Source organism: Paenibacillus abyssi (assembly GCF_014640295.1).
In the GTDB taxonomy this organism is placed as follows: domain Bacteria; phylum Bacillota; class Bacilli; order Paenibacillales; family Paenibacillaceae; genus Paenibacillus_D; species Paenibacillus_D abyssi.
Genome location: NZ_BMGR01000010.1, coordinates 118,709 through 139,305, shown reverse-complemented (window position 1 = coordinate 139,305; position 20,597 = coordinate 118,709). Strand labels below are relative to the sequence as shown.

At 46.5% G+C, this 20,597-nt stretch carries 23 protein-coding genes; all 23 read left to right on the top strand.

Going from position 1 to position 20,597, the window contains the following annotated elements; genetic code table 11:
• Positions 1-23: 23 nt before the first annotated feature.
• The 23 genes from fliF (at position 24) to IEW11_RS15730 (ending at position 20,585) form a co-directional block, all read left to right on the top strand.
• On the top strand, positions 24-1,601 hold the full coding sequence (gene fliF / locus IEW11_RS15840; protein WP_188532043.1) for a flagellar basal-body MS-ring/collar protein FliF: 1,578 nt from the start codon (positions 24-26) through the stop codon (positions 1,599-1,601).
• Positions 1,602-1,612: 11 nt separating this feature from the next.
• Positions 1,613-2,626 carry a flagellar motor switch protein FliG gene (gene fliG / locus IEW11_RS15835; RefSeq protein WP_188532042.1) on the top strand — a complete coding sequence of 338 codons (1,014 nt, stop codon included), beginning with the start codon at positions 1,613-1,615 and terminating at the stop codon, positions 2,624-2,626.
• A complete protein-coding gene (locus tag IEW11_RS15830) occupies positions 2,619-3,464 on the top strand; it encodes a FliH/SctL family protein (RefSeq protein WP_188532041.1) in 846 nt (281 codons plus the stop codon). Before fliG ends, IEW11_RS15830 begins: the two co-directional genes overlap by 8 nt.
• Positions 3,445-4,770 carry a flagellar protein export ATPase FliI gene (gene fliI, locus IEW11_RS15825; RefSeq protein ID WP_373289332.1) on the top strand — a complete coding sequence of 442 codons (1,326 nt, stop codon included), beginning with the start codon at positions 3,445-3,447 and terminating at the stop codon, positions 4,768-4,770. Before IEW11_RS15830 ends, fliI begins: the two co-directional genes overlap by 20 nt.
• A gap of 8 nt (positions 4,771-4,778) precedes the next feature.
• On the top strand, positions 4,779-5,225 hold the full coding sequence (gene fliJ, locus IEW11_RS15820) for a flagellar export protein FliJ (protein ID WP_188532040.1): 447 nt from the start codon (positions 4,779-4,781) through the stop codon (positions 5,223-5,225).
• A gap of 41 nt (positions 5,226-5,266) precedes the next feature.
• Positions 5,267-6,160 carry a MotE family protein gene (locus tag IEW11_RS15815; RefSeq protein ID WP_188532039.1) on the top strand — a complete coding sequence of 298 codons (894 nt, stop codon included), beginning with the start codon at positions 5,267-5,269 and terminating at the stop codon, positions 6,158-6,160.
• A gap of 36 nt (positions 6,161-6,196) precedes the next feature.
• Positions 6,197-7,579 (top strand): flagellar hook-length control protein FliK, encoded by a 1,383-nt coding sequence (locus tag IEW11_RS15810; RefSeq protein WP_188532038.1) that lies wholly within the window; start codon positions 6,197-6,199, stop codon positions 7,577-7,579.
• Positions 7,580-7,623: 44 nt separating this feature from the next.
• Positions 7,624-8,076: a flagellar hook capping FlgD N-terminal domain-containing protein gene (locus IEW11_RS15805; RefSeq protein ID WP_188532037.1), complete on the top strand. Its 453-nt coding sequence runs from the start codon at positions 7,624-7,626 to the stop codon at positions 8,074-8,076.
• Positions 8,073-8,456: a TIGR02530 family flagellar biosynthesis protein gene (locus IEW11_RS15800; protein WP_188532036.1), complete on the top strand. Its 384-nt coding sequence runs from the start codon at positions 8,073-8,075 to the stop codon at positions 8,454-8,456. The genes IEW11_RS15805 and IEW11_RS15800 overlap by 4 nt, the downstream gene beginning before the upstream one ends.
• Before the next feature lie 92 nt (positions 8,457-8,548).
• Positions 8,549-9,367, top strand: coding sequence for a flagellar basal body rod protein FlgG (gene flgG, locus IEW11_RS15795; protein ID WP_188532035.1), 819 nt, complete (start codon positions 8,549-8,551; stop codon positions 9,365-9,367).
• Positions 9,368-9,423: 56 nt separating this feature from the next.
• Positions 9,424-9,645 (top strand): flagellar FlbD family protein, encoded by a 222-nt coding sequence (locus tag IEW11_RS15790; protein ID WP_188532034.1) that lies wholly within the window; start codon positions 9,424-9,426, stop codon positions 9,643-9,645.
• Between the two features lie 2 nt (positions 9,646-9,647).
• Positions 9,648-10,133, top strand: coding sequence for a flagellar basal body-associated FliL family protein (locus tag IEW11_RS15785; RefSeq protein ID WP_188532033.1), 486 nt, complete (start codon positions 9,648-9,650; stop codon positions 10,131-10,133).
• A 46-nt stretch (positions 10,134-10,179) separates the two neighbouring features.
• Positions 10,180-11,178, top strand: a complete 999-nt coding sequence (fliM, locus tag IEW11_RS15780) for a flagellar motor switch protein FliM (protein ID WP_188532032.1) — start codon at positions 10,180-10,182, stop codon at positions 11,176-11,178.
• Complete coding sequence (fliY, locus tag IEW11_RS15775) at positions 11,168-12,397, top strand: flagellar motor switch phosphatase FliY (RefSeq protein WP_188532031.1); 1,230 nt, start codon at positions 11,168-11,170, stop codon at positions 12,395-12,397. The genes fliM and fliY overlap by 11 nt, the downstream gene beginning before the upstream one ends.
• A 25-nt stretch (positions 12,398-12,422) precedes the next feature.
• Positions 12,423-12,785, top strand: coding sequence for a response regulator (locus IEW11_RS15770; RefSeq protein ID WP_188532030.1), 363 nt, complete (start codon positions 12,423-12,425; stop codon positions 12,783-12,785).
• Between the two features lie 111 nt (positions 12,786-12,896).
• Positions 12,897-13,427, top strand: coding sequence for a FliO/MopB family protein (locus tag IEW11_RS15765; protein ID WP_188532029.1), 531 nt, complete (start codon positions 12,897-12,899; stop codon positions 13,425-13,427).
• Complete coding sequence (gene fliP / locus IEW11_RS15760; protein ID WP_188532028.1) at positions 13,424-14,176, top strand: flagellar type III secretion system pore protein FliP; 753 nt, start codon at positions 13,424-13,426, stop codon at positions 14,174-14,176. The genes IEW11_RS15765 and fliP overlap by 4 nt, the downstream gene beginning before the upstream one ends.
• A 23-nt stretch (positions 14,177-14,199) precedes the next feature.
• The gene (gene fliQ, locus IEW11_RS15755; protein ID WP_188532027.1) at positions 14,200-14,469 is read left to right on the top strand and encodes a flagellar biosynthesis protein FliQ; all 270 of its coding nucleotides are present in this window, start codon (positions 14,200-14,202) and stop codon (positions 14,467-14,469) included.
• A gap of 11 nt (positions 14,470-14,480) precedes the next feature.
• Positions 14,481-15,272 (top strand): flagellar biosynthetic protein FliR, encoded by a 792-nt coding sequence (gene fliR / locus IEW11_RS15750; RefSeq protein ID WP_188532026.1) that lies wholly within the window; start codon positions 14,481-14,483, stop codon positions 15,270-15,272.
• Positions 15,273-15,284: 12 nt separating this feature from the next.
• Positions 15,285-16,376, top strand: a complete 1,092-nt coding sequence (gene flhB, locus IEW11_RS15745) for a flagellar biosynthesis protein FlhB (protein ID WP_188532025.1) — start codon at positions 15,285-15,287, stop codon at positions 16,374-16,376.
• A gap of 24 nt (positions 16,377-16,400) precedes the next feature.
• Complete coding sequence (gene flhA, locus IEW11_RS15740) at positions 16,401-18,434, top strand: flagellar biosynthesis protein FlhA (RefSeq protein ID WP_188532024.1); 2,034 nt, start codon at positions 16,401-16,403, stop codon at positions 18,432-18,434.
• Positions 18,431-19,720 (top strand): flagellar biosynthesis GTPase FlhF, encoded by a 1,290-nt coding sequence (gene flhF / locus IEW11_RS15735; protein ID WP_188532023.1) that lies wholly within the window; start codon positions 18,431-18,433, stop codon positions 19,718-19,720. The genes flhA and flhF overlap by 4 nt, the downstream gene beginning before the upstream one ends.
• Positions 19,713-20,585, top strand: a complete 873-nt coding sequence (locus IEW11_RS15730) for a MinD/ParA family protein (protein ID WP_188532022.1) — start codon at positions 19,713-19,715, stop codon at positions 20,583-20,585. The genes flhF and IEW11_RS15730 overlap by 8 nt, the downstream gene beginning before the upstream one ends.
• Positions 20,586-20,597: the final 12 nt, after the last annotated feature.

Sequence of the window (20,597 nt, the reverse complement as noted above, 5' to 3'; positions counted from 1 at the left end):
AAAGCATTGGGTGAGGTGGAATCGTGAACGAAAAAATCGCCCAATATCGGGTGAGGGCAGCTCAATATTGGATGCAACTAAGTAAGACACAAAAAATGTTATTCGGCGCAACAATCGGTATCTTAATCCTATCTACTATCTTTCTTACCATGATTTTTTCAAAAACGGAGTATGAGTTAGCGTTTCAAAACTTAGACGCGACTGATGCTGCAGCGATTATAAATCATCTGGAGTCAAGTGGTATCCCTTATCAATTAGGTCCTGACGGGACGACCATTTCCGTGCCAAGCGCGCAGGCATCCAAGGTTAGAGTGGATGTAGGGTCGCAAGGACTGGTGCAGAACGGTTCGATTGGCTTTGATGTTTTCGGTCAGAGCTCATCCGCATTCGGCAGAACCGACAACGAATTCAATGTCATGTACCGCAATGCGTTGAACGGCGAGATTCAAAGGTTGTTAAATGGGATGAACGGCATTCAAAGGACGAATGTGCTGGTGAATCTTCCCGAAGAAACGGTCTTTATGAATCCCGATCAGGTCGAACAGGCATCCGCATCGATCATGATGACCTTCAAACCGGGTTACCGGCCTACGCAAGCGGAAGTCGACGGATATTTCAATCTTGTCAAAACGGCGATTCCTAATTTGGCGGTTGAGGATATTACGATTACAAGTCAAGAAGGCGGCGAGTTGTTTCCTTCGTCGAAGCTTACCGGCAATGGGGTAGGCGCTTCGCAGCCGATTGATGTGCAATTTCAAATTCAACGTAAATTCGAAAATGAGATCAGACGGAATATTCAGCAGTTTTTAGGTGCCATGTATGGTGCTGAAGGTTTAGTTATCAGCGTTGCGAGCAGCTTGAATTTTGATCAAAAAAGCACGACGGAAATGCTTGTGCGTCCATTGGAAGATAACAATAACAATGGAATTATTATCAGTCAGTCCGAGACCAACAGCACATCTACCGGTACGGAAGGACAAGTTGGCGGTGTGACAGGTACGGGCGAAACGGATGTTCCTGGTTATCAAGCGACTGACGGACAGGGCACATCGAGTTCTGAAGATATGTCCCGCACCACAAATTATGATGTAAACCGAATTACCAATGAAATTGTTTCAGGTCCTTTTGTCGTGAAAGATCTTTCCATAAGTGTTGGTCTTGAAGCAGCTGAATTGTCCGATGACCGCAGAAATGAAATTACAAATTACCTAACCGCTCTTGTCCGCGCTCAACTTGCGGATTCAGGACAAAATGTTGATGATGATCTGCTGATGGGAAAAAAAGTGTCTGTTATTGCCCAGCAGTTTGCAGGCAACACGGGTGATACTTCCAATACCGGTCTTTCCTTGCCTTGGGCAATCGGGATTGGTGTCGTAGCACTGGCACTTATCGGCGGCCTTGCATTTATGTTGATCCGCCGGCGTAAACAAGCGGTTATTGAAGAAGAAGAGCTTCTCCAGCCTGCCAAAGTGGAATATCCGACGATCGATCTGGAAAACGTCACGAATGACAGTCAAGTACGGAAGCAATTGGAGCAATTGGCAAAACGCAAGCCCGAAGACTTTGTTAATTTGCTTCGCACATGGCTTGTGGATGAATAGAGGTGAGTCTAATGGCTAAAACAATGCAAGGGCTAACAGGACGACAAAAAGCGGCCATTTTGCTCATAACACTTGGCCCTGAAGTGTCGGCACAAATCTTTAAACATTTGCGGGATGAAGAAATCGAACAATTAACACTGGAAATTGCAAATGTTCGTAAGGTCGACAGCATAGAAAAGGACACGATTCTTGCAGAATTTCATCAGATATGTATGGCGCAGGAATATATTACACAGGGCGGCATCGCCTATGCAAAAACGATTCTAGAGAAGGCGCTCGGCGAGCAAAAAGCGCTTGATGTTATCAATCGTCTCACTGCAACATTGCAGGTAAGGCCGTTTGATTTCGCACGTAAAGCGGATCCGGGACAGATCTTGAACTTTATTCAAAATGAAAATTCTCAGACCATTGCTTTGGTATTATCCTATCTGCAGTCCGATCAGTCTGCGGCGATTCTATCGTCCTTGCCTCAAGAAAAGCAAGCGGATGTTGCAAGAAGAATCGCTTTGATGGACAGCACTTCCCCAGAAGTGATATCTCAGGTAGAGCGAGTCTTGGAACAGAAGCTTTCTGCTACCGTTACACAAGATTACACCATTGCAGGGGGTATTGAATCAATTGTTCAAATATTAAATGGTGTTGATCGTGGAACAGAGCGTACAATTCTCGATTCACTTGAGATTCAGGACCCTGAGCTGGCGGAAGAAATTAAGAAACGGATGTTTGTATTTGAAGATATAGTCAACATCGATAACCGTTCGATTCAACGGATTATCCGGGATATCGAAAATGCTGATCTTCAGCTGGCGCTCAAAGTTGCTAGTGAAGAGGTGCGTGATGCGATTTTCCGCAATATGTCCAAGCGCATGTCGGAAACATTCAAAGAAGAGATGGAATTCATGGGACCGGTCAGACTGCGTGACGTTGAAGAGGCCCAGACACGTATCGTAGCGACAATTCGCAGGCTTGAGGAAGCCGGTGAGGTCATTATCGCCCGTGGTGGAGGAGATGATATCGTTGTCTAATTTGTTCAAATCCTCGCATGTCATTGCGATTGAAGATTTGAAACATCTCCAATGGGAAAACAGATATGTGCCAGCTCCTGTCATTGAGAATGAGATTGTAGTGGAGCAGGAACCGCCTGGCCCTGATGACGAAACCATTTCAATGAGAGATCAGATTTTACAGGATGCCGAAGCATTCGCGGAAGAAAGGATCAAACAGGCAGCCGAGCAATCGGAGATCATGTTAAATGATGCCCGCGCCCAAATTGATGCATGGTGGCTTCAAAAGCGCGCTGAAGATGAGAAAACGGTCGAGGCCGTCCGTCAATCCGCTTACGAGCAAGGATATCAAGAGGGCTTCCGGCATGCTGAGGCCGAGAACAGCAGGAAATGGGAGGATACAATCAGTGAATCCAGCCAGCTGCTGCAGCAAGCCTATCTGATGAAAGAGCAAATCATTCAAGAAGCGGAGCCGTTTTTGGTTGAACTTAGCTGTGCAATTGCTGAAAAGGTACTTGGCAAGCAGTTGACCATCTCACCTGATATGGCTTTGGAATTGATTCGAAAATGTCTTTCAAGGAAGCGGGAGCAGGGCGTGATCACATTATGCGTCGCACCTAAATATTTATCCTTCGTTCAGGCAGCCCGGGAGGAATTGGCTTTGGCGATTGATTCGCAAGCTGAGCTGCAAATTTTGCCGGATGCAACAGTTAAGGATCATGGCTGTGTCATTCGATCTGCATTCGGCAGCATTGATGCGAGAATAGACACTCAGCTGGAGGAAATCAAACGCGAGCTTATACAACTGGCGCTGCAAAGCGAAGAGCGGAGGCTATCCGATGAACATGCCCAAGCTTGATGTAAATCGCTTTATCGAACATTTACGTCCATTGGATCCCGTCAGAGTCAATGGTAAGGTGACACAGGTAATCGGACTTACGGTAGAGTCTGAAGGACCCGATGCAAGTGTTGGCGATGTATGTTATATCTATCCGACCAAATCGGCAAAGCCTTTGAAAGCGGAGGTCGTCGGCTTTCGCAACAATAAAGTCATACTGATGCCGCTTGGTGATCTGCAATCGATTGGTCCCGGATGTGATGTCGTAGGAACTGGAAAGCCGCTTACCGTACAGGTCGGGTCGGAATTGCTAGGCAAAGTGCTTGATGGGTTAGGCCAGCCGCTTGACGGATCATTCATTTCAAGCCGCATGCCTCATTATTCGACTTATAACACACCCAGCAACCCGCTGCTTAGACCCCGGGTCGTACAACCGCTAAGTATAGGTGTCCGGGCAATAGACGGACTTTTGACCGTAGGCCAAGGCCAGCGGGTCGGTATTTTTGCCGGTTCAGGTGTTGGCAAAAGCACACTGCTGGGCATGATTGCGCGGAACACTTCGGCGGATGTCAACGTGATCGCGCTTATTGGCGAACGTGGCAGGGAAGTGCTTGAATTTATTGAGAAGGATCTAGGTCCTGAAGGACTTGCGAGGTCCGTTGTTATCGTTGCAACATCCGACCAGCCGGCATTAATCCGAATGAAAGGCGCGCTAATCGCGACCACGATTGCCGAGTATTTTAGAGATCGCGGATTAAACGTCATGTTGATGATGGATTCAGTCACCCGATATGCAATGGCGCTGCGTGAGGTTGGATTGGCGATTGGCGAGCCGCCTGCAACACGCGGTTATACGCCTTCTGTATTTGCTGAACTGCCAAAGCTGTTGGAACGTGCAGGTACCGGACCGAGCGGATCTATTACTGCTTTCTACACCGTGCTTGTCGATGGTGACGATATGAATGAACCGATCGCCGATGCCGTTCGTGGTATCCTTGACGGCCATATCGTTCTAAGCAGGGGGCTGGCGCATAAAGGACATTTCCCGGCAATCGATGTCCTCGCATCAGTCAGCCGTGTAATGAAAGACATCGTGCCGGAAGACCAACAGGATGCAGCGAATGAATTAAAACGACTGCTGTCTATATATAGAGATTCGGAAGATCTCATAAATATTGGGGCGTACCAGATCGGTTCAAATGCAGAGATTGATCGAGCCATCCAATATCATGATATGATTCGCGGTTTTACGCAGCAAAAAACAAGTGAAAAAGTCAGCTATGAAGAAGCTAAACAAAGGTTAATTATCGACTTCTACAGGAGATGAAGAATGGAATGGCCCGATATCACTATCCTTACCAGAAAATCGTCGATCTGAAGAAGAGTGAAAAAACGCAGGCGGAATGGATGCTTTCAACGGCGTTGGGTAAGCTTCAGTCGGAGGAGCAAAAGCTGGACCAGTTATTGCTCGATCGAGCGGCTTGGCAGGAAAAATTGCATAACGCATCCATGCAAATCGTTACTCTTTCTGAATTGACGCTTCTTCAAAGCTACTTAGACCATATCGATGAATGTATAGCCAAAAAATACAATGACGTACATACAGCGAAATCAGAAGTGGAGCTCGAGCAATCCAGATTATCAGTAAAAATGAAAGATGAGAAGGTATGGCTGAAAGCAAAGGAACAGGCTTTTCATCGCTTCTCACATACCATGCAGTTAAAAGAACAGAATGAACTGGATGAAATGGCAACCGCCCGTTACATGATTCCGGCTCAATAGTGAAGTAATGATCTAGCCTTGGGCAACGAGGAGGGAATAAATTGGCGGACTTAGAAGAGGAAAGAAGCTACAGCAGATTTGAGCGTTTTATGTTTTTTGTGACGCCAATTCTTTTTACGCTCGTTTTGCTCGGTGTGCTGTTGATCCTGTTTAATGTAGATCTTCGAAACAAAGCGCTCGAGATCGGCAATCAAATCCCGATCATAGGCAGCATGCTGCCGGATGCGCCGGGAGCGCAGAACGAGCTGTCAGAAGAAGCGCTTAGATCAACAAATACATCGAAGAGAATCACCGAGCTTGAAGCGCTGCTGGCATCTAAAGAAGCTGAACTCAGTCAAGCTACTGCCGATTCTACCAAACAAGATCAATTGATCGCTGATTTAGAAGGCCAAGTGGAGCAGCTCCAACGGATTAATGATGAGAAGCTTCTGGACGACGAAGAATACACCAGCCATATCCAAAACTTAGCTGCAATGTATGCGCAAATTACGCCAAGCAAAGCAGCTCCGATTATGCAAAGCATGGAAATGGAAGAGATGGTACTTATTCTAAATGCGATGAGACCGGAGAACCGGGTACGAATTTTGGAGCGGATGAATCCGAAAACGGCGGCAGATGCAACGATTTTAATGAAAGATATCACTTCGGCAAAAGATCAACAGATTGCGGCATTACAAGCCAGAGTGAATCGAATGCAATCGGCCACAGCGGTTGAAGCGGCTGTCCTGGATGAAGCCCAGTTAAATGCAACTTTTTCATCCATGCCTGCAGCAAGCGCAGCAGACCTGCTGTTAAAAATGGCTGAAGTTAGTCAAAGTAAGGTTTTGCGTATCCTGAATGCAGTTGATAGTGCTCCGCGCTCACAGATCCTCGCGGAAATGTCGGCCCAGAATGAAGATTTGACTGCTCGCTTGGTTTCTAACTTAATGAATTAATTTTCAAAGGCAAATTTCACGAAAGGAGGTGAAAAAATGCAAATGGCAGCAGGTCAAATTTTAGCGGCATCGGCAGTGACAGCATCGGCTACCTCACAGACTGGAGCTGTTAAAGCGGGCGCAGCCGAGGGTACCGCCGCAGCTGGCGGCTTTACGGATATGCTGGTTCATTTTATATCTGGCACTCCCGGGGCGCCACAGCCTACAGCTTCAACTACTCCGGGTCCTGTAATGCTCGCAAGCGCACTGACAGGCGACATAATGCCGCTTCTATCGGAAACGAAACAGACGGATTGGACAGCGTTAATTGATGAGCTGAAACAGATGATTGCCAATGCTGACACAGGACAAGAGGCGGATAGCGAGGATGTAGAACAGCTTGAAGCGATGTTTGAACAGTTGAACGCTCTATTGGTCTCAATGGGCCTGACCATCACGCACAAAACGGCTGATACAGATATCCCATCAGAGCAGGTAAACATGGTCCATGCGCTGCAGGGTGATAAACATTCCGAAACATCACTCAGATCAGGCATACATGAAGTATTAAGCCAATTGCAAGCATTGTTTAAGCAAGGAATGGGCAAGCAAACGGAACAAACCTTTGCTCCGATGATCGAACAACAGCTGCAAGCTTTAAAACAGCTTCTTGTCGGGAAAGCGGAACAAAACCAAACGGTGGTAAAAAGCGAACAAGACATGCTTGACCTGAAGGGCGGATCCGTTCAAGTCACTAACGCTGCTGAAGGGTCAAATTCGCAATTGCACCGATTGAGCCATTCCGTGTTCAATCCAATCTTGCTGGCGAAAGTAAACAGTGAAACGGCAAACCAATCCTCGGCTACAGAAGCAACCGCAGTTGAAGCTGACTCCAATCCTTTACTGGTCCATACAGCGACGGGTTCCCATGATGCAAGCAGAGTCCTGCATGCAGCGCCAAAGATGGAGGTGCAGCCGATACCGGTTCAGCAGTTTGCCGATAAAATGGGCAGCTTTATGGTCAAACAATTAAGCCTGACGAGCGCAACTGGTTTCTCTGAAGCTAAGATTTCCCTCTTTCCTGAGCAGCTCGGACAAGTGGATATTCGAATTACCATCCAGAACGGCCAGTTAACCGCCCATTTTATGACGGAGAACGGATTGGCGAAGGACATGATCGAGAATCAGCTTTCCCAGCTTCGAACCGCTTTGCAGCTTCAAGGATTGCAAGTGGACAAACTGGAGGTCACACAGAGCAGCAATGCTTTCCAAAGCCAGTTATTTCAGGATGGACGCCAATCCAATTCCGGGCAGCAGCATACATCGGAACAGCATAAATCAAAGGGTGAACGCTTTGAGGACGGTTTTGAACCCGAATTGGTCGAACAAGCCGTGATTCATGACTTGGGATATGGCAGAGGAATCAATGTAACAGCATAATCAGCAGTCGTGAATGAACGGACTGAATGGAGGTGAAGGCACGGATGGCGGGTGATATGATCTCAACCAAAAGTGTATGGCCTAACTATAATCAAAGCAATGTACAGGCGGCGGCTAAGCCGAAGGACAATACGCTTGGTAAAGATGATTTTCTTAAGATTTTGGTCACGCAATTAAGGCATCAGGATCCGATGCAGCCGCTTCAAGACCGCGAATTTATTGCACAGATGGCCCAGTTCTCTTCCGTTGAACAGCTTATGAATATGGCCAGTGAGATTACGTTGATGCGTCATAATCTTGGAACGGCATCCAATATGATTGGCAAAACAATCGAATGGATGGATGTGAACGGGGCAGGCCAAAACGTATTAAACTCCGGAACAGTAGACGCGATAGTCGTCACTGATGGTGTTCAATATGCGAGCGTAGGAGAAAAAACGATACCGGTAGATAAGATTCTCTCCATATCCGTAAAGGGTGGTGAGGAAGCGACATGAGTGATCGCATTAGTATCGGTCAGTTGTATCCCGCACATACTGCACCACTTAGTGTGCGCAAGCCTCCGGTTTCAACTGGGGCCGATTCCGGCACAAAGGGATTCCGGGATCTGCTGGATGAGAAGGTATTGAAATTTAGCCATCATGCGGAAGTTCGTATGCAGCAAAGAGGCATTTCATTCAAGCCTGAGCAGATCAATAGAATCGCAACCGCGATTGATCAAGCCGAAGCGAAAGGCGCAAAGGATTCTCTCGTGCTTTTCCGTGATATTGCAATGATCGTCAATGTTCCAAGCCGAACCGTCGTCACTGCTATGGAAGGGAAAACGATGCTTGGCAATGTTTTTACGCAAATTGATAGTGCCGTGGTCATTACTTAAGGGCTGGACCGAATAGGAAGCCCCGGGCTGCTGATCGATTGAAGCAGTCCAGTTCATTACGACAAACAGATAATCGGGAGGACGATTCCGCTATGTTAAGATCAATGTATTCCGGTGTATCCGGCATGCGCGGTTTTCAGACCAAGCTTGACGTGATCGGCAATAATATTTCAAATGTTAATACCGTTGGTTTTAAAGCTGGCCGAGTTATGTTCAAGGATATTTTAAGCCAGACAGTGTCCGGTGTGACAGCGCCTGAAGAGGGGGCTGTTGGCGGGGTAAATGCCAAGCAAATCGGACTTGGGGTCGCGATCGCCGCAATCGATACGGTACATACCCCTGGCAGCGCAATGACTACAAACGTTGCAACTGATTTGCGGATTGACGGAGATGGATTTTTTGCTGTAACCGCATCTCCGGATCAAGAGGTTCCTTACTTGACCCGTGCAGGCAATTTCACGCTTGACGCCAATCGCCAGCTTGTTACCGGTGACGGCTATTTCGTCAATACAGTAGGTGGCGGCTTGATCACGCTGGGCGAAGAAGTGACGGCTTTCTCGATCGCTCAGGATGGGACGATTATAGCGGTTAATGCGGACGGCACCAGTGAACCGACTGATTTTCAGGTCGGTGTCGTAAGGGTTGTGAATCCTAACGGCTTGGAGAAAATCGGCGGTAATATGTATCGTGTGACTCCAAATGCCAGCCCTGATGGTGTTGAGGTGGTTGCAGCCAATGATGCGGAAGCCGGTACAGGAGCAATCGTCTCCGGTCAGCTTGAGATGTCTAACGTTGATTTGACTTCTGAGTTCACCGAAATGATTATTGCCCAACGTGGCTTCCAAGCCAATTCCCGAATTATCACGACCTCGGATGAAGTGCTTCAAGAAGTTGTGAATTTGAAACGATAATCTTAGCGCCGGCGGAGAGGCGCTAGCCGCCTCTCCAGGGCTTTAGGAGGAAAACCATGATAGCTGTGACGCGATTGAACGGTACAACAGTGATTGTTAACGCGCTGCTGATCGAAACCATCGAAGAGGTTCCAGATACGCTGATCACCTTAACAACCGGAAAGAAATATTTGGCGCGGGAAAGCTCGGCAGAGCTGATCGCCTTGATCAAGGATTACCTTCGTACGATAGGTGTGTATGCAGCTAGTATGAGGATGGAACAAACGGAGGGACCTTAGAAATGAAAAAGATGCTGCCTTGGCTCATCACCATATTGCTTGCGATCACGTTGATTGCTGTTGTAGCGGTTTTCCTGTTCAATCAGTTTTTCAATAATCCTGAGCCGGGAAATGCAACTCAGGAAGCGCAGAGCAGTGTAGAAAATGTAGAACCTAAAAAAATCAGCGCTGAGAAGCGTGTTGAGCTGACATCCGAAATTTTGGATGTTCGGACAAATCTAGCGGATACCGACTACCTTGTCGTGATCAGCCTGGCGTTTCAATTAGATGCTAAAAAGACAAAAGAAGATTTCGAACAAATTAAAGATATTCAAATTAAACCGATTATTATTCGAACGTTATCTGACCTTACGCCTGAAGAATTACGGGGCTCCAAAGGAAAGGATGCGTTGTCCGCAAAATTGATTAATTTGATCAATCCCGTTCTGGAACCGGAAGGCAAGCTCACTAACGTTGAAATCACTAACTTTATAATAACCAGTCTGTAAGTTATGCCTTATATATATTTTTATTCCTTTGAGAGGGGGGAGAGGATTGGTAGATGTATTATCGCAGAATGAGATCGATGCGTTGCTTGCGGCGCTTTCTTCCGGCGAAATGGATGCTGAGGAACTAAAAAAGGAAGAAACGCAGAAAAAAGTGCGTGCCTATGATTTCAAGCGTGCAGTCCGCTTCTCGAAAGATCACATTCGAAGCTTAACGAGGATTCATGAGAATTTCGCCCGGTTTTTGACAACTTATTTCTCAGCACAGCTTCGCACCTTTGTCCAAATCAATGTTGTTCAGGTGGAGCAATTGCCTTACGACGAATTTATTCGTTCGATTCCGAAGATGACGATCCTGAACATTTTTGAAGCGGAACCTCTGGAAGGAAGAATGGTGCTTGAGGTACATCCGAATGTAGCCTATGCCATGTTGGATCGGCTGCTCGGTGGGCAAGGCTCCGCGCCTTCTAAAATCAATGCTTTGACAGAGATCGAAACCATTGTGATGGAAAGGATCTTCAGCAGGGCTTTCGATAGTTTGCAGGAGGCTTGGAAAACGGTTATAGATTTGTCGCCTAGGCTGGAGGCGCTGGAAACGAATCCGCAGTTTATGCAAATCGTATCGCCTAATGAAACGATTGCGCTAATATCGCTAAGCACTAAAATCGGTGAAACAACCGGTATGATCAACCTGTGTATTCCTCATGTTGTCATTGAGCCGATTATGTCACGTTTGTCTGTCCATCACTGGTTCGTCTCACAGAAGAAATCCCGTGCACCGGAAGAAGTCGAGGTTCTCGAACAACGGGTCTCCAAAGCAAAGCTGGCGATTGTAGCGGAGCTTGGAAGTTCAACCATATCGGTTCGTGAGTTTCTCGGATTGGCACTAGGAGATGTTATCGCTTTGAACAAAAATGTAGGTGAGGGATTACATATTAAAGTGGGCGAAAAACTGAAGTTTATCGGCAGTCCGGGCTCTGTAAAGGATCGGTTGGCTGTGCAGATCGATGAGATTGTCAGTGAAGGAGTTGAAGAACATGACGAGTAAGGATTATTTATCGCAAGAAGAGATTGATGCATTGCTGCGGCAATCTTCGGGTGAAGCGGAAGCTTCGGATAGCGGAGGCTCTCAGGATTTTAAGCCCGAGGACTACATTAGCTTTATCGAACAGGATGCGCTCGGTGAAATAGGGAATATCACCTTTGGCAGTGCAGCAACGGCTTTATCCACACTGCTCGGAAGAAAAGTTGATATTACTACACCTAAGGTAACGGTTATCAGGCGTGAGGACCTGGAAGCTGAATTCCCTAAGCCGCATGTTGCGGTGCATGTCCAGTATGTGGACGGTTTTCAAGGCATAAATTCCCTTGTCATCAAGACGCGTGACGCACAGGTTATCGCGGACTTAATGTTGGGCGGGGAGGGACAAGTTGATGAAGACCAGGAATTGAATGAGATTCATGTCAGTGCGGTTCAGGAAGCCATGAATCAAATGATGGGGTCCTCCGCAACTTCAATGTCCACGATCTTCAACCGGTTTGTTAACATATCACCGCCGGGAATCAATATTCTGGATCTCAACAGCGGAGAGGGCGTCAGCAATCTTCCTCCTGTTGATGTCTTTATCAAAATATCATTCAGTCTCAAAATCGGCACTTTAATCGATTCAACAATTATGCAATTGCTTCCGGTCACATTTGCCAAAGAGTTGGTATCCACGTTGATGGGAGGGGCAGTCTCAGAACCGGAACAGTCCTTCGATTCGGCTCCGAGCCCGGCTCCATCAGCGCCAATGGCACCACCTGCACCGCCTATGATGCCGCAAGCTGTGCATCCGGAACCATCGTATATGCCGCCTCCGCCTGTTCAACATCCGTACTCACAGGAAGCGCCGATGATGAGTCCTCAGGCTCCGAATACGTATGGCAGCATTCCTAACCGGAATATCAATGTACAACCGGTACAGTTTGCTAATTTTCAAGGCGCGCCTTATATACAGGCGGATGATACGAACCTGAATTTATTGCTCGACATTCCGCTTAGAGTAACTGTAGAATTAGGAAGGACGCAAAAGCAGATTAAAGAGATTCTGGAATTATCGCAAGGAGCGATCATTGAGCTTGATAAACTGGCGGGTGAACCGGTTGATATCCTTGTCAACAATAAGCTGATAGCCAAAGGCGAGGTTGTGGTCATTGATGAAAACTTTGGTGTCAGGGTAACTGACATTGTTAGCCAGTGGGACAGAATCCAAAAACTACAATAATTATTTCCCGGGAGGAACAAGAACGATGGCAAACCGCATTTTAGTCGTAGACGACGCAGCTTTTATGAGAATGATGATCCGAGATATATTGACCAAGAACGGCTACGAGGTCGTCGGAGAAGCCCAAGACGGCGCACAAGCAGTCGAAAAGTATAAAGAGTTGAAGCCTGACCTGATCACAATGGATATTACGATGCCCGAGATGGATGGCATCGCTGCCCTGAAAGAAATCAAAAAAATGGATGGCAACGCAAAAGTCATTATGTGCTCTGCTATGGGCCAGCAAGCGATGGTTATCGATGCGATCCAAGCCGGAGCGAAAGACTTTATCGTAAAGCCGTTTCAAGCGGACCGGGTTATTGAAGCCATTAAGAAAACGCTTGGTTAAGGCAGTATCGGAATGCGAACCCTTAGCATGATCCTATTCATCATTGGAGCCGAATTTTTTTTATGGACAAGCTCGTTGTCTGCGGCAGCCGCCAACGAGGGGATTAGCAACATGGACGTCCCGCCACAAATGAAGACAGACGATAATCTGCTTGGCAGCCTGGCATGGGTAATTATCGCTCTTTTATTAATTATCGGAATGATCATCGTTTTTGTTAAGTTTTTGTCCCAGCGAAGCCGGAGCTTTGGCATGAACCGCTCCATCCGGACGCTCGGGGGCGTCCCGCTGGGACAGAACAAATCACTTCAGGTTGTTGAGGTAGCAGGTAGAATATATGTTGTAGGTGTCGGCGAAGACGTAACGCTTCTGGATAAAATTATTGAACCGGAGGACGCCGAGGCGATTATTGCTTCTATGGAGCAGCAATCGGGAAGAGGGTTAAATGTATCGAGTGTAACGGAGCTGATTCAAAAGCTCCGTAACCGATCAAAGAGCGAGGAAACAGATATGGAGCTGTGGAATCCGCCATCTTCATTCCAAGACATATTACAAGACAAATTGAATCGCCAAGCGCAGCAGAAGCAGAAAGTCGAAGCAGCGCTCAAAGATTCAAAACATACGGATCGGTTGATGGATGAATGAAAAAAAAATTAGTGTTATCGATTTTTCTGCTGATGTTGTTAACTGCTGGTTTCCATACGCAAGCTTTTGCTGAGCCTTTGCCCAATATTAATATCGAAATCGGTAATGGAGAAGAGCAGCCGGCGACATCGGCATTATCGATCCTGCTGCTTATCACCGTCCTTAGCATTGCGCCTGCGATTCTCGTGCTGATGACAAGTTTTACGAGGATAGTAATCGTACTTGGTTTTGTTCGAACATCTTTAGGAACGCAGCAGATGCCGCCTAACCAGGTCCTGATCGGACTTGCACTGTTTCTTACCTTTTTCATCATGGCTCCGACCATATCGCAAGTGAATGAGGTTGCCCTGCAGCCCTATTTAAAAGGAGAAATTACTCAGACGGAGGCATTCTCTGAAGCAGCTGTGCCAATGAAAGAGTTTATGATCTCCCACACGAGAGAAAAAGATTTGCTGCTTTTCATGAACTATACACAAATGGAAAGACCGGCTCAACTCGAAGATATTCCGATTACGGTATTAGTACCGGCCTTTGTTATAAGTGAATTGAAAACCGCTTTTCAGATGGGTTTTATGATCTTTATTCCTTTTCTGATCATCGACATGGTTGTGGCAAGCGTATTGATGGCAATGGGGATGATGATGCTTCCGCCGATCATGATCTCATTACCGTTTAAGATCTTATTGTTCGTGCTGGTTGATGGATGGTACCTCGTTGTTCAGTCATTACTTCTTAGTTTTAACACCTAAGTCCGACAGGAAGGGGACAGACCATGAGTTCGGATTTCATCATCGGATTAGCAGGACAAGCTGTCTGGACGGTACTCAAAGCGAGTGCGCCGATGCTGATTCTTGGATTGCTTGTTGGTTTGATCGTCAGTATTTTTCAGGCGACCACCCAAATTCAGGAGCAAACATTAGCGTTCGTACCCAAAATTGTTGCTGTTTTACTTGCCGTTTTGTTGTTTGGGCCGTGGGTACTGAACACATTAGTCGATTTTACCTATAACCTACTAAATAATTTGTACAAATATATCGGATAGGCTGTGGATCGATGGATTTGTTTCTGCAGGCGGTTCCTATTTTTTTGCTAATCTTTTGTCGAATCACATCGTTTTTCGTCGTAGCGCCGATCTTCTCTAATCGCGGTGTGCCGGCAATGTTTAAAATAGGCCTTGGTTTCTTTGTCACTGTTCTTGTGTACCTGGTGTATGGAATTAACCAGACCGTTAATCTCGATGCAGGTTATATATTGTTTGTTATCCGGGAGATTTTAGCCGGTGTGCTGCTTGGATTTGTTGCGTATCTTTTTTTTACAGTCGTTCAGACGGCCGGCGCGTTTATCGATTTGCAGATGGGCTTTGGTATGGCCAATGTTATCGATCCAATGACAGGTACCTCTGCTCCGCTGCTGGGTAACTTTAAGTTTATGATCGTTGTACTGCTGTTTCTTACTATGAACGGTCACCATTATCTGCTGATGGCGCTTATGAAGAGTTACGATTGGCTGCCAATCTCAAATGAATTGTTTACGCGAATCTATGAGGGAAGCGTAAGCGAGTTTTTGGCCAGAACGTTTACACATACTTTCATGCTGTCACTGCAAATGTCTGCACCGCTTGTCGTCTCCATGTTTCTTACGGATGTCGGGCTTGGCTTCTTGGCTAGAACGGCTCCACAATACAATGTTTTTGTCATCGGCATCCCATTGAAGATTCTTGTTGGATTTGCCATGTTAATTCTACTGCTGCCTGGATTTGCTTCTTTGATTGGCCAACTGTTTGATCAAATGTTTATGGCAATGGAGAATCTGCTTAATATCGTGGATGCGGATACGAGTTCTTAGGGGGAATTTATGATGCGGGCCTATCGCTGGTCGCTTGATCTTCAGCTATTCTCCCAGGAAAAGACCGAAAAGGCGACTCCCAAGAAAAAGCAGGAGTCGAGACAAAAAGGGCAGGTTGCCAAAAGTATGGATGTGCCTGCAGCATTCATTCTCTTGTTTTCATTCCTCTCGCTGCTTATGATGGGAGATTATTACAAGGAAAGACTGCTCGGCATGTTCGGCAATATGTTCGAAGATATGCTCACAATGGAATTAACGACTGGCAACGTGGTGGATTTATTCGCTGATCTAATCGTGCAGGGGTTAATTTTATTGGCACCAATATTCATTATCGTGTTTGTGATTGCCTTAATCGGCAACTACATACAAGTCGGCTTTTTGTTAACTGGCGATCCCTTAATGATGAAATTTTCCAAGATCAATCCGATACAAGGCTTCAAAAATATTTTTTCAATGCGATCTGTTGTGGAATTTTTCAAAAGCATTTTGAAACTGACAATAATCGGTATCGTCGTTGCGATGACATTGTGGAATGAGCGGGAACATATTATGGCGCTTTCGCATGTTCCGATTGAATCCATTTTCAGCTTCACCGCATCGATAACCTTAACCTTAGGCTTGCAAATCGGGGCATTGCTTATTGTATTAGCTATTTTCGACTATCTTTTTCAACGTTACGATTACGAGAAAAGCTTGCGAATGTCAAAGCAGGATGTCAAGGACGAGTATAAAAAGACGGAAGGGAATCCCCTTATCAAGGGGCGGATCCGCGAACGCCAGAGACGAATGGCAATGCAGCGGATGATGCAGGAGGTTCCGAAAGCGGACGTGATCATTACGAATCCAACGCATTTTGCGATCGCCTTACAATATGATTCTGCAAAGATGGAAGCTCCGGTCATCATTGCAAAAGGGATGGATTATGTTGCCCTTCGCATCAAGGAGATTGCAAAAGAAAATGGTGTCATAACGATGGAAAACAAGCCGCTTGCCCGAGCTTTGTACGAGAGGACGGAAATCGGCGATGCCGTGCCGGCCGATTTGTTTCAAGCTGTGGCGGAAGTTTTGGCATATGTATATAAAATGAAACGCCGTGTGAACTAATCGGGAGATGAAGGGGGAAGGGCCATGAGAATCAAGGATTTATCTATCTTAGTCGGAATCATCGGAATCGTTCTCATGATGGTCATTCCTATTCCGATTGCGTTGTTAGATGTATTGCTCATTGTTAATATATCCGCAGCATTAATGATTTTGTTGATTGCAATGAACACACAAGAGCCGTTAGAGTTTTCTATATTCCCGGCTGTTCTGTTAATTACCACCTTATTTCGTTTGGGGCTCAATGTTTCCTCTACGAGAATTATTTTATCAGAGGCAGAAGGCGGTAGAGTTATTGAAACATTCGGCCAGTTTGTGGCCGGAGGTGAAATCGCGATTGGTTTCATCGTGTTCCTTATCTTGATTGTCGTTCAGTTTATTGTCATTACAAAAGGCTCTGAGCGTGTAGCTGAGGTAGCTGCCCGGTTCACCTTGGACGCTATGCCGGGTAAACAGATGAGTATCGATGCCGATTTGAATGCCGGACTTATTAACGAAACCCAAGCTCGCGAACGCAGAACAAAGATTGAACGCGAAGCTGATTTCTATGGTGCGATGGATGGTGCCAGTAAATTCGTTAAAGGTGATGCGATTGCATCGATCATTATGTTGTTCATCAACCTGCTAGGCGGATTTGTCATTGGTATGACGATTCATGGTATGGCGTTTGGGGAAGCTTTGGGCACCTATTCAATTTTGACCATTGGCGATGGACTGGTCAGCCAGATTCCGGCACTTTTGATTTCGACAGCAGCAGGTTTAATCGTTACCCGCGCATCGTCGGAAGGAAACCTTGCGTATGATTTAACAAGCCAGGTCACTCGTTTTCCAAAGTTGTTATATATCGTGGCAGGAACGCTTGCAATGCTTGGTATATTTACGCCAATCGGTCCCCTTGCTACGTTGCCATTTGCAGGACTTCTCGTTTTTGCCGGTTGGAAAATGTCGAATACCCTTGCACAGAAGCAGCTCGAAGTGGACCAACTCGAGGAAGAACAGCAAATTGAAGAAGTGCGCAGTCCGGAAAGCGTGATCAGCCTGCTTCAAGTGGACCCGATCGAATTCGAGTTCGGATATGGATTGATTCCGTTAGCCGATACACAGCAGGGCGGTGACCTGCTGGACCGAATCATCATGATTCGCAGGCAGTGTGCGCTTGAATTAGGCCTTGTCGTTCCAGTGATCCGAATTCGGGATAATATCCAGCTTAAGCCTAATGAATATGTCATTAAAATCAAAGGCAACACCATTTCAAAGGGTGATTTGTTATTAAATCATTATTTGGCTATGAGTCCTGGATTTGATGATGAGTCTATTATCGGTATTGAAACAAAGGAGCCTGCTTTCGGACTCACGGCGTTATGGATTGACGAGGCGACCAAAGAAAGAGCGGAGCTTTCCGGTTACACGGTCGTCGATCCTCCATCCGTCGTTGCCACGCATCTTACTGAGGTTATCAAGAAGCATGCCCATGAGCTGATCGGCAGACAAGAGACGAAAGCCCTAATCGAGAACGTCAAAGAAAATTATCCTGCATTGGTGGATGAGCTTATCCCGTCGATACTATCAATAGGTGATGTGCAAAAGGTGCTGGTGAAGCTGCTGCGCGAGAAAATATCGATTCGCGATATGGTTACGATCTTTGAAACCTTAGCGGATCACGGTAACTATACGAAGGATCCGGACATTCTCACAGAATATGTAAGGCAAGCGTTGTCGAGGCAAATTACGCATCAATTTTCAACAAGCGGAGATCCTCTTCGCGTCATTACGGTAGGACCGACGATTGAGAAGAAGATTGCTGAGTCCGTTCAACAATCCGATCAGGGGAGCTACCTGGCGCTTGATCCGGCATCGACACAGCAAATCTACCAGAAACTTAACGAACAGATTACTCGCCTGATTCAATCCGGACAGCAGCCGATCGTTCTTGCATCGCCAACAATTCGCATGTATTTGCGGCAAATTGTAGAACGCACGATGCAGGATATTCCGGTTTTGTCATACAGCGAGTTGGAGCCTAGTGTTGAAGTTCAGAGTGTAGGGGTGGTGAACATATGAGAGTAAAACGTTATGTCGTTAACACTGTGCCTGATGCGCTTCCAATGATTCGAAGCGAGCTTGGTAAAGATGCTGTCATTCTGAACACAAAAGAAATTCGTGTCGGCGGGTTTCTGGGGATGTTCCGAAAGAAGAAAATGGAGGTTATCGCCGCCGTTGAATCAGGAACACAGACTGATCATGGCGTTTCTCCGAAACCGCCAAGCCCAGTAAGGCAAGTGGCAAATCAAACAGCGGCCAACGCTTATTCAGCCGGAAGCGGACGGCCCTCAGCTGCAGCAAAGGCTGTGACAGCGATAGAGGAGCTGCCGCTCATTCCGCAGAACGAGACGCTGGAAAGTCCAAGTGTGCCTCCGCCTCCTGCGTTTGCAGCCCAGTCTGTGATGTCTGAGAACAAAAAAGAGCAGAATCAGCAGGATACGCTTATGGCAGAAATTAAACAAATGAAAGAAATGATGGTACAGCTTTCAAAAAAGCAGAATCACATTGAACTGCCAGCGCATTTTCAAATGCTGCATGAGCGTCTCAGTGCCCAGGAAGTGAACGGGCAATGGATTGATAAACTGCTCGAAGCGGTTCAAGCCGATGAGTTTTATCATCCTGAAATCGAGTTGACTGAATTATGGTCGATAGCGTCCCGGATCTTAAAGGAGTGGCTGGAGCCTTTGCAAGACAGCGGCATCAGCAGTTCGGTCCGTGTCATTCATTTTGTCGGGCCTACCGGGGTAGGCAAGACGACCACGATTGCTAAGCTCGCTGCGGAACAAACATTAAAGCACAAACGAAAAGTCGGGTTTATTACAGCGGATACCTATCGAATTGCAGCCGTGGATCAACTGAGGACCTATGCTAATATTTTGAATGTGCCGCTTGAAGTCGTTTTCTCGCCTTCCGAGCTTACAAGAGCTTTCAAACAGCTGGAAGACTGTGAACTGATCTTTATGGATACAGCAGGCCGAAATTTCCGCAATGAGCTGTACGTCTCTGAAGTAAACAGCTTGCTGCAGGTTAAGGATAACAGTGAAACTTATCTGGTTCTCAGCCTAACAGGGAAATCAAAAGACATGTATGTTGTAGCGGAGCAATTTGCCAGATTTGGCGTGAACAAAGTCTTGTTTACGAAGATGGACGAGACAGAGACGTTAGGCGCGATTATGAATGTAATGCTGGAGCATCATTACAAACCGGCTTATGTTGCTTGCGGTCAAACCGTGCCGGATGATATTGTGCCCTTTAAAATAGACAGCTATGTGCAGCAACTGATGGGGGCGGCTTCCTATGACTGATCAAGCGCAAGCGCTTCGCAAACTTGTTAGCGTATCAGAGCAGAAGGACGATGAAAGAGCGACAAGAATTGTTACCGTAACAAGCGGCAAAGGCGGAGTTGGAAAATCTAATTTCAGTCTCAATTTTGCTTTGACCTTGCAAAGGCAAGGACATCGGGTTCTTATCTTCGATGCTGATATCGGAATGGCTAACATCGATGTGTTGATGGGATTTTCTGCGCCATACAATTTATATCATTTATTGAAAAGAGAAAAGAACATCTGGGAGATCATCCAGCAGGGACCGCATGGATTGCATTTTATTGCCGGTGGTTCAGGATTTACGGATCTGCTCGATTTATCGAGCTCAGAGCTGGATTACTTCGCTGAACAGATAGGCAAGCTCCACGGCCATTACGACCTGATCCTATTTGATACAGGCGCGGGACTCTCCAAAGAGACCGTCAGATTCATCGTATCCGCACAAGAAACGGTAGTCGTTACAACACCTGAACCAACGTCGATAACAGATGCTTATGCACTGATCAAAATGGTTACCGCCATGAATCATAATGTGGATTTTAAATTAGTTGTCAATCGCGCTGCAGATGCAAGAGAAGGCAAGCAGACCGCTGACAAGATCCGTTTGGTGGCAAAGCAATTTTTGGAGCTTGAAATTCCGGTTCTCGGAATTGTATTGGATGATGCCAATGTAACTAAGGCAGTCAAAAAGCAAGTTCCATTCTCGTTAGCTTACCCCGGAGGCGATGCGGCCAAAGGGATCGATGAGATTGCACGCAGGTTCATGGACGGCTCAAGCGCGGTTACCGATACGGAGAGCGGTATAAAAGGATTCATACATCGAATGTTCAGGCTGAAGAAATAATCCTTTGAAAGA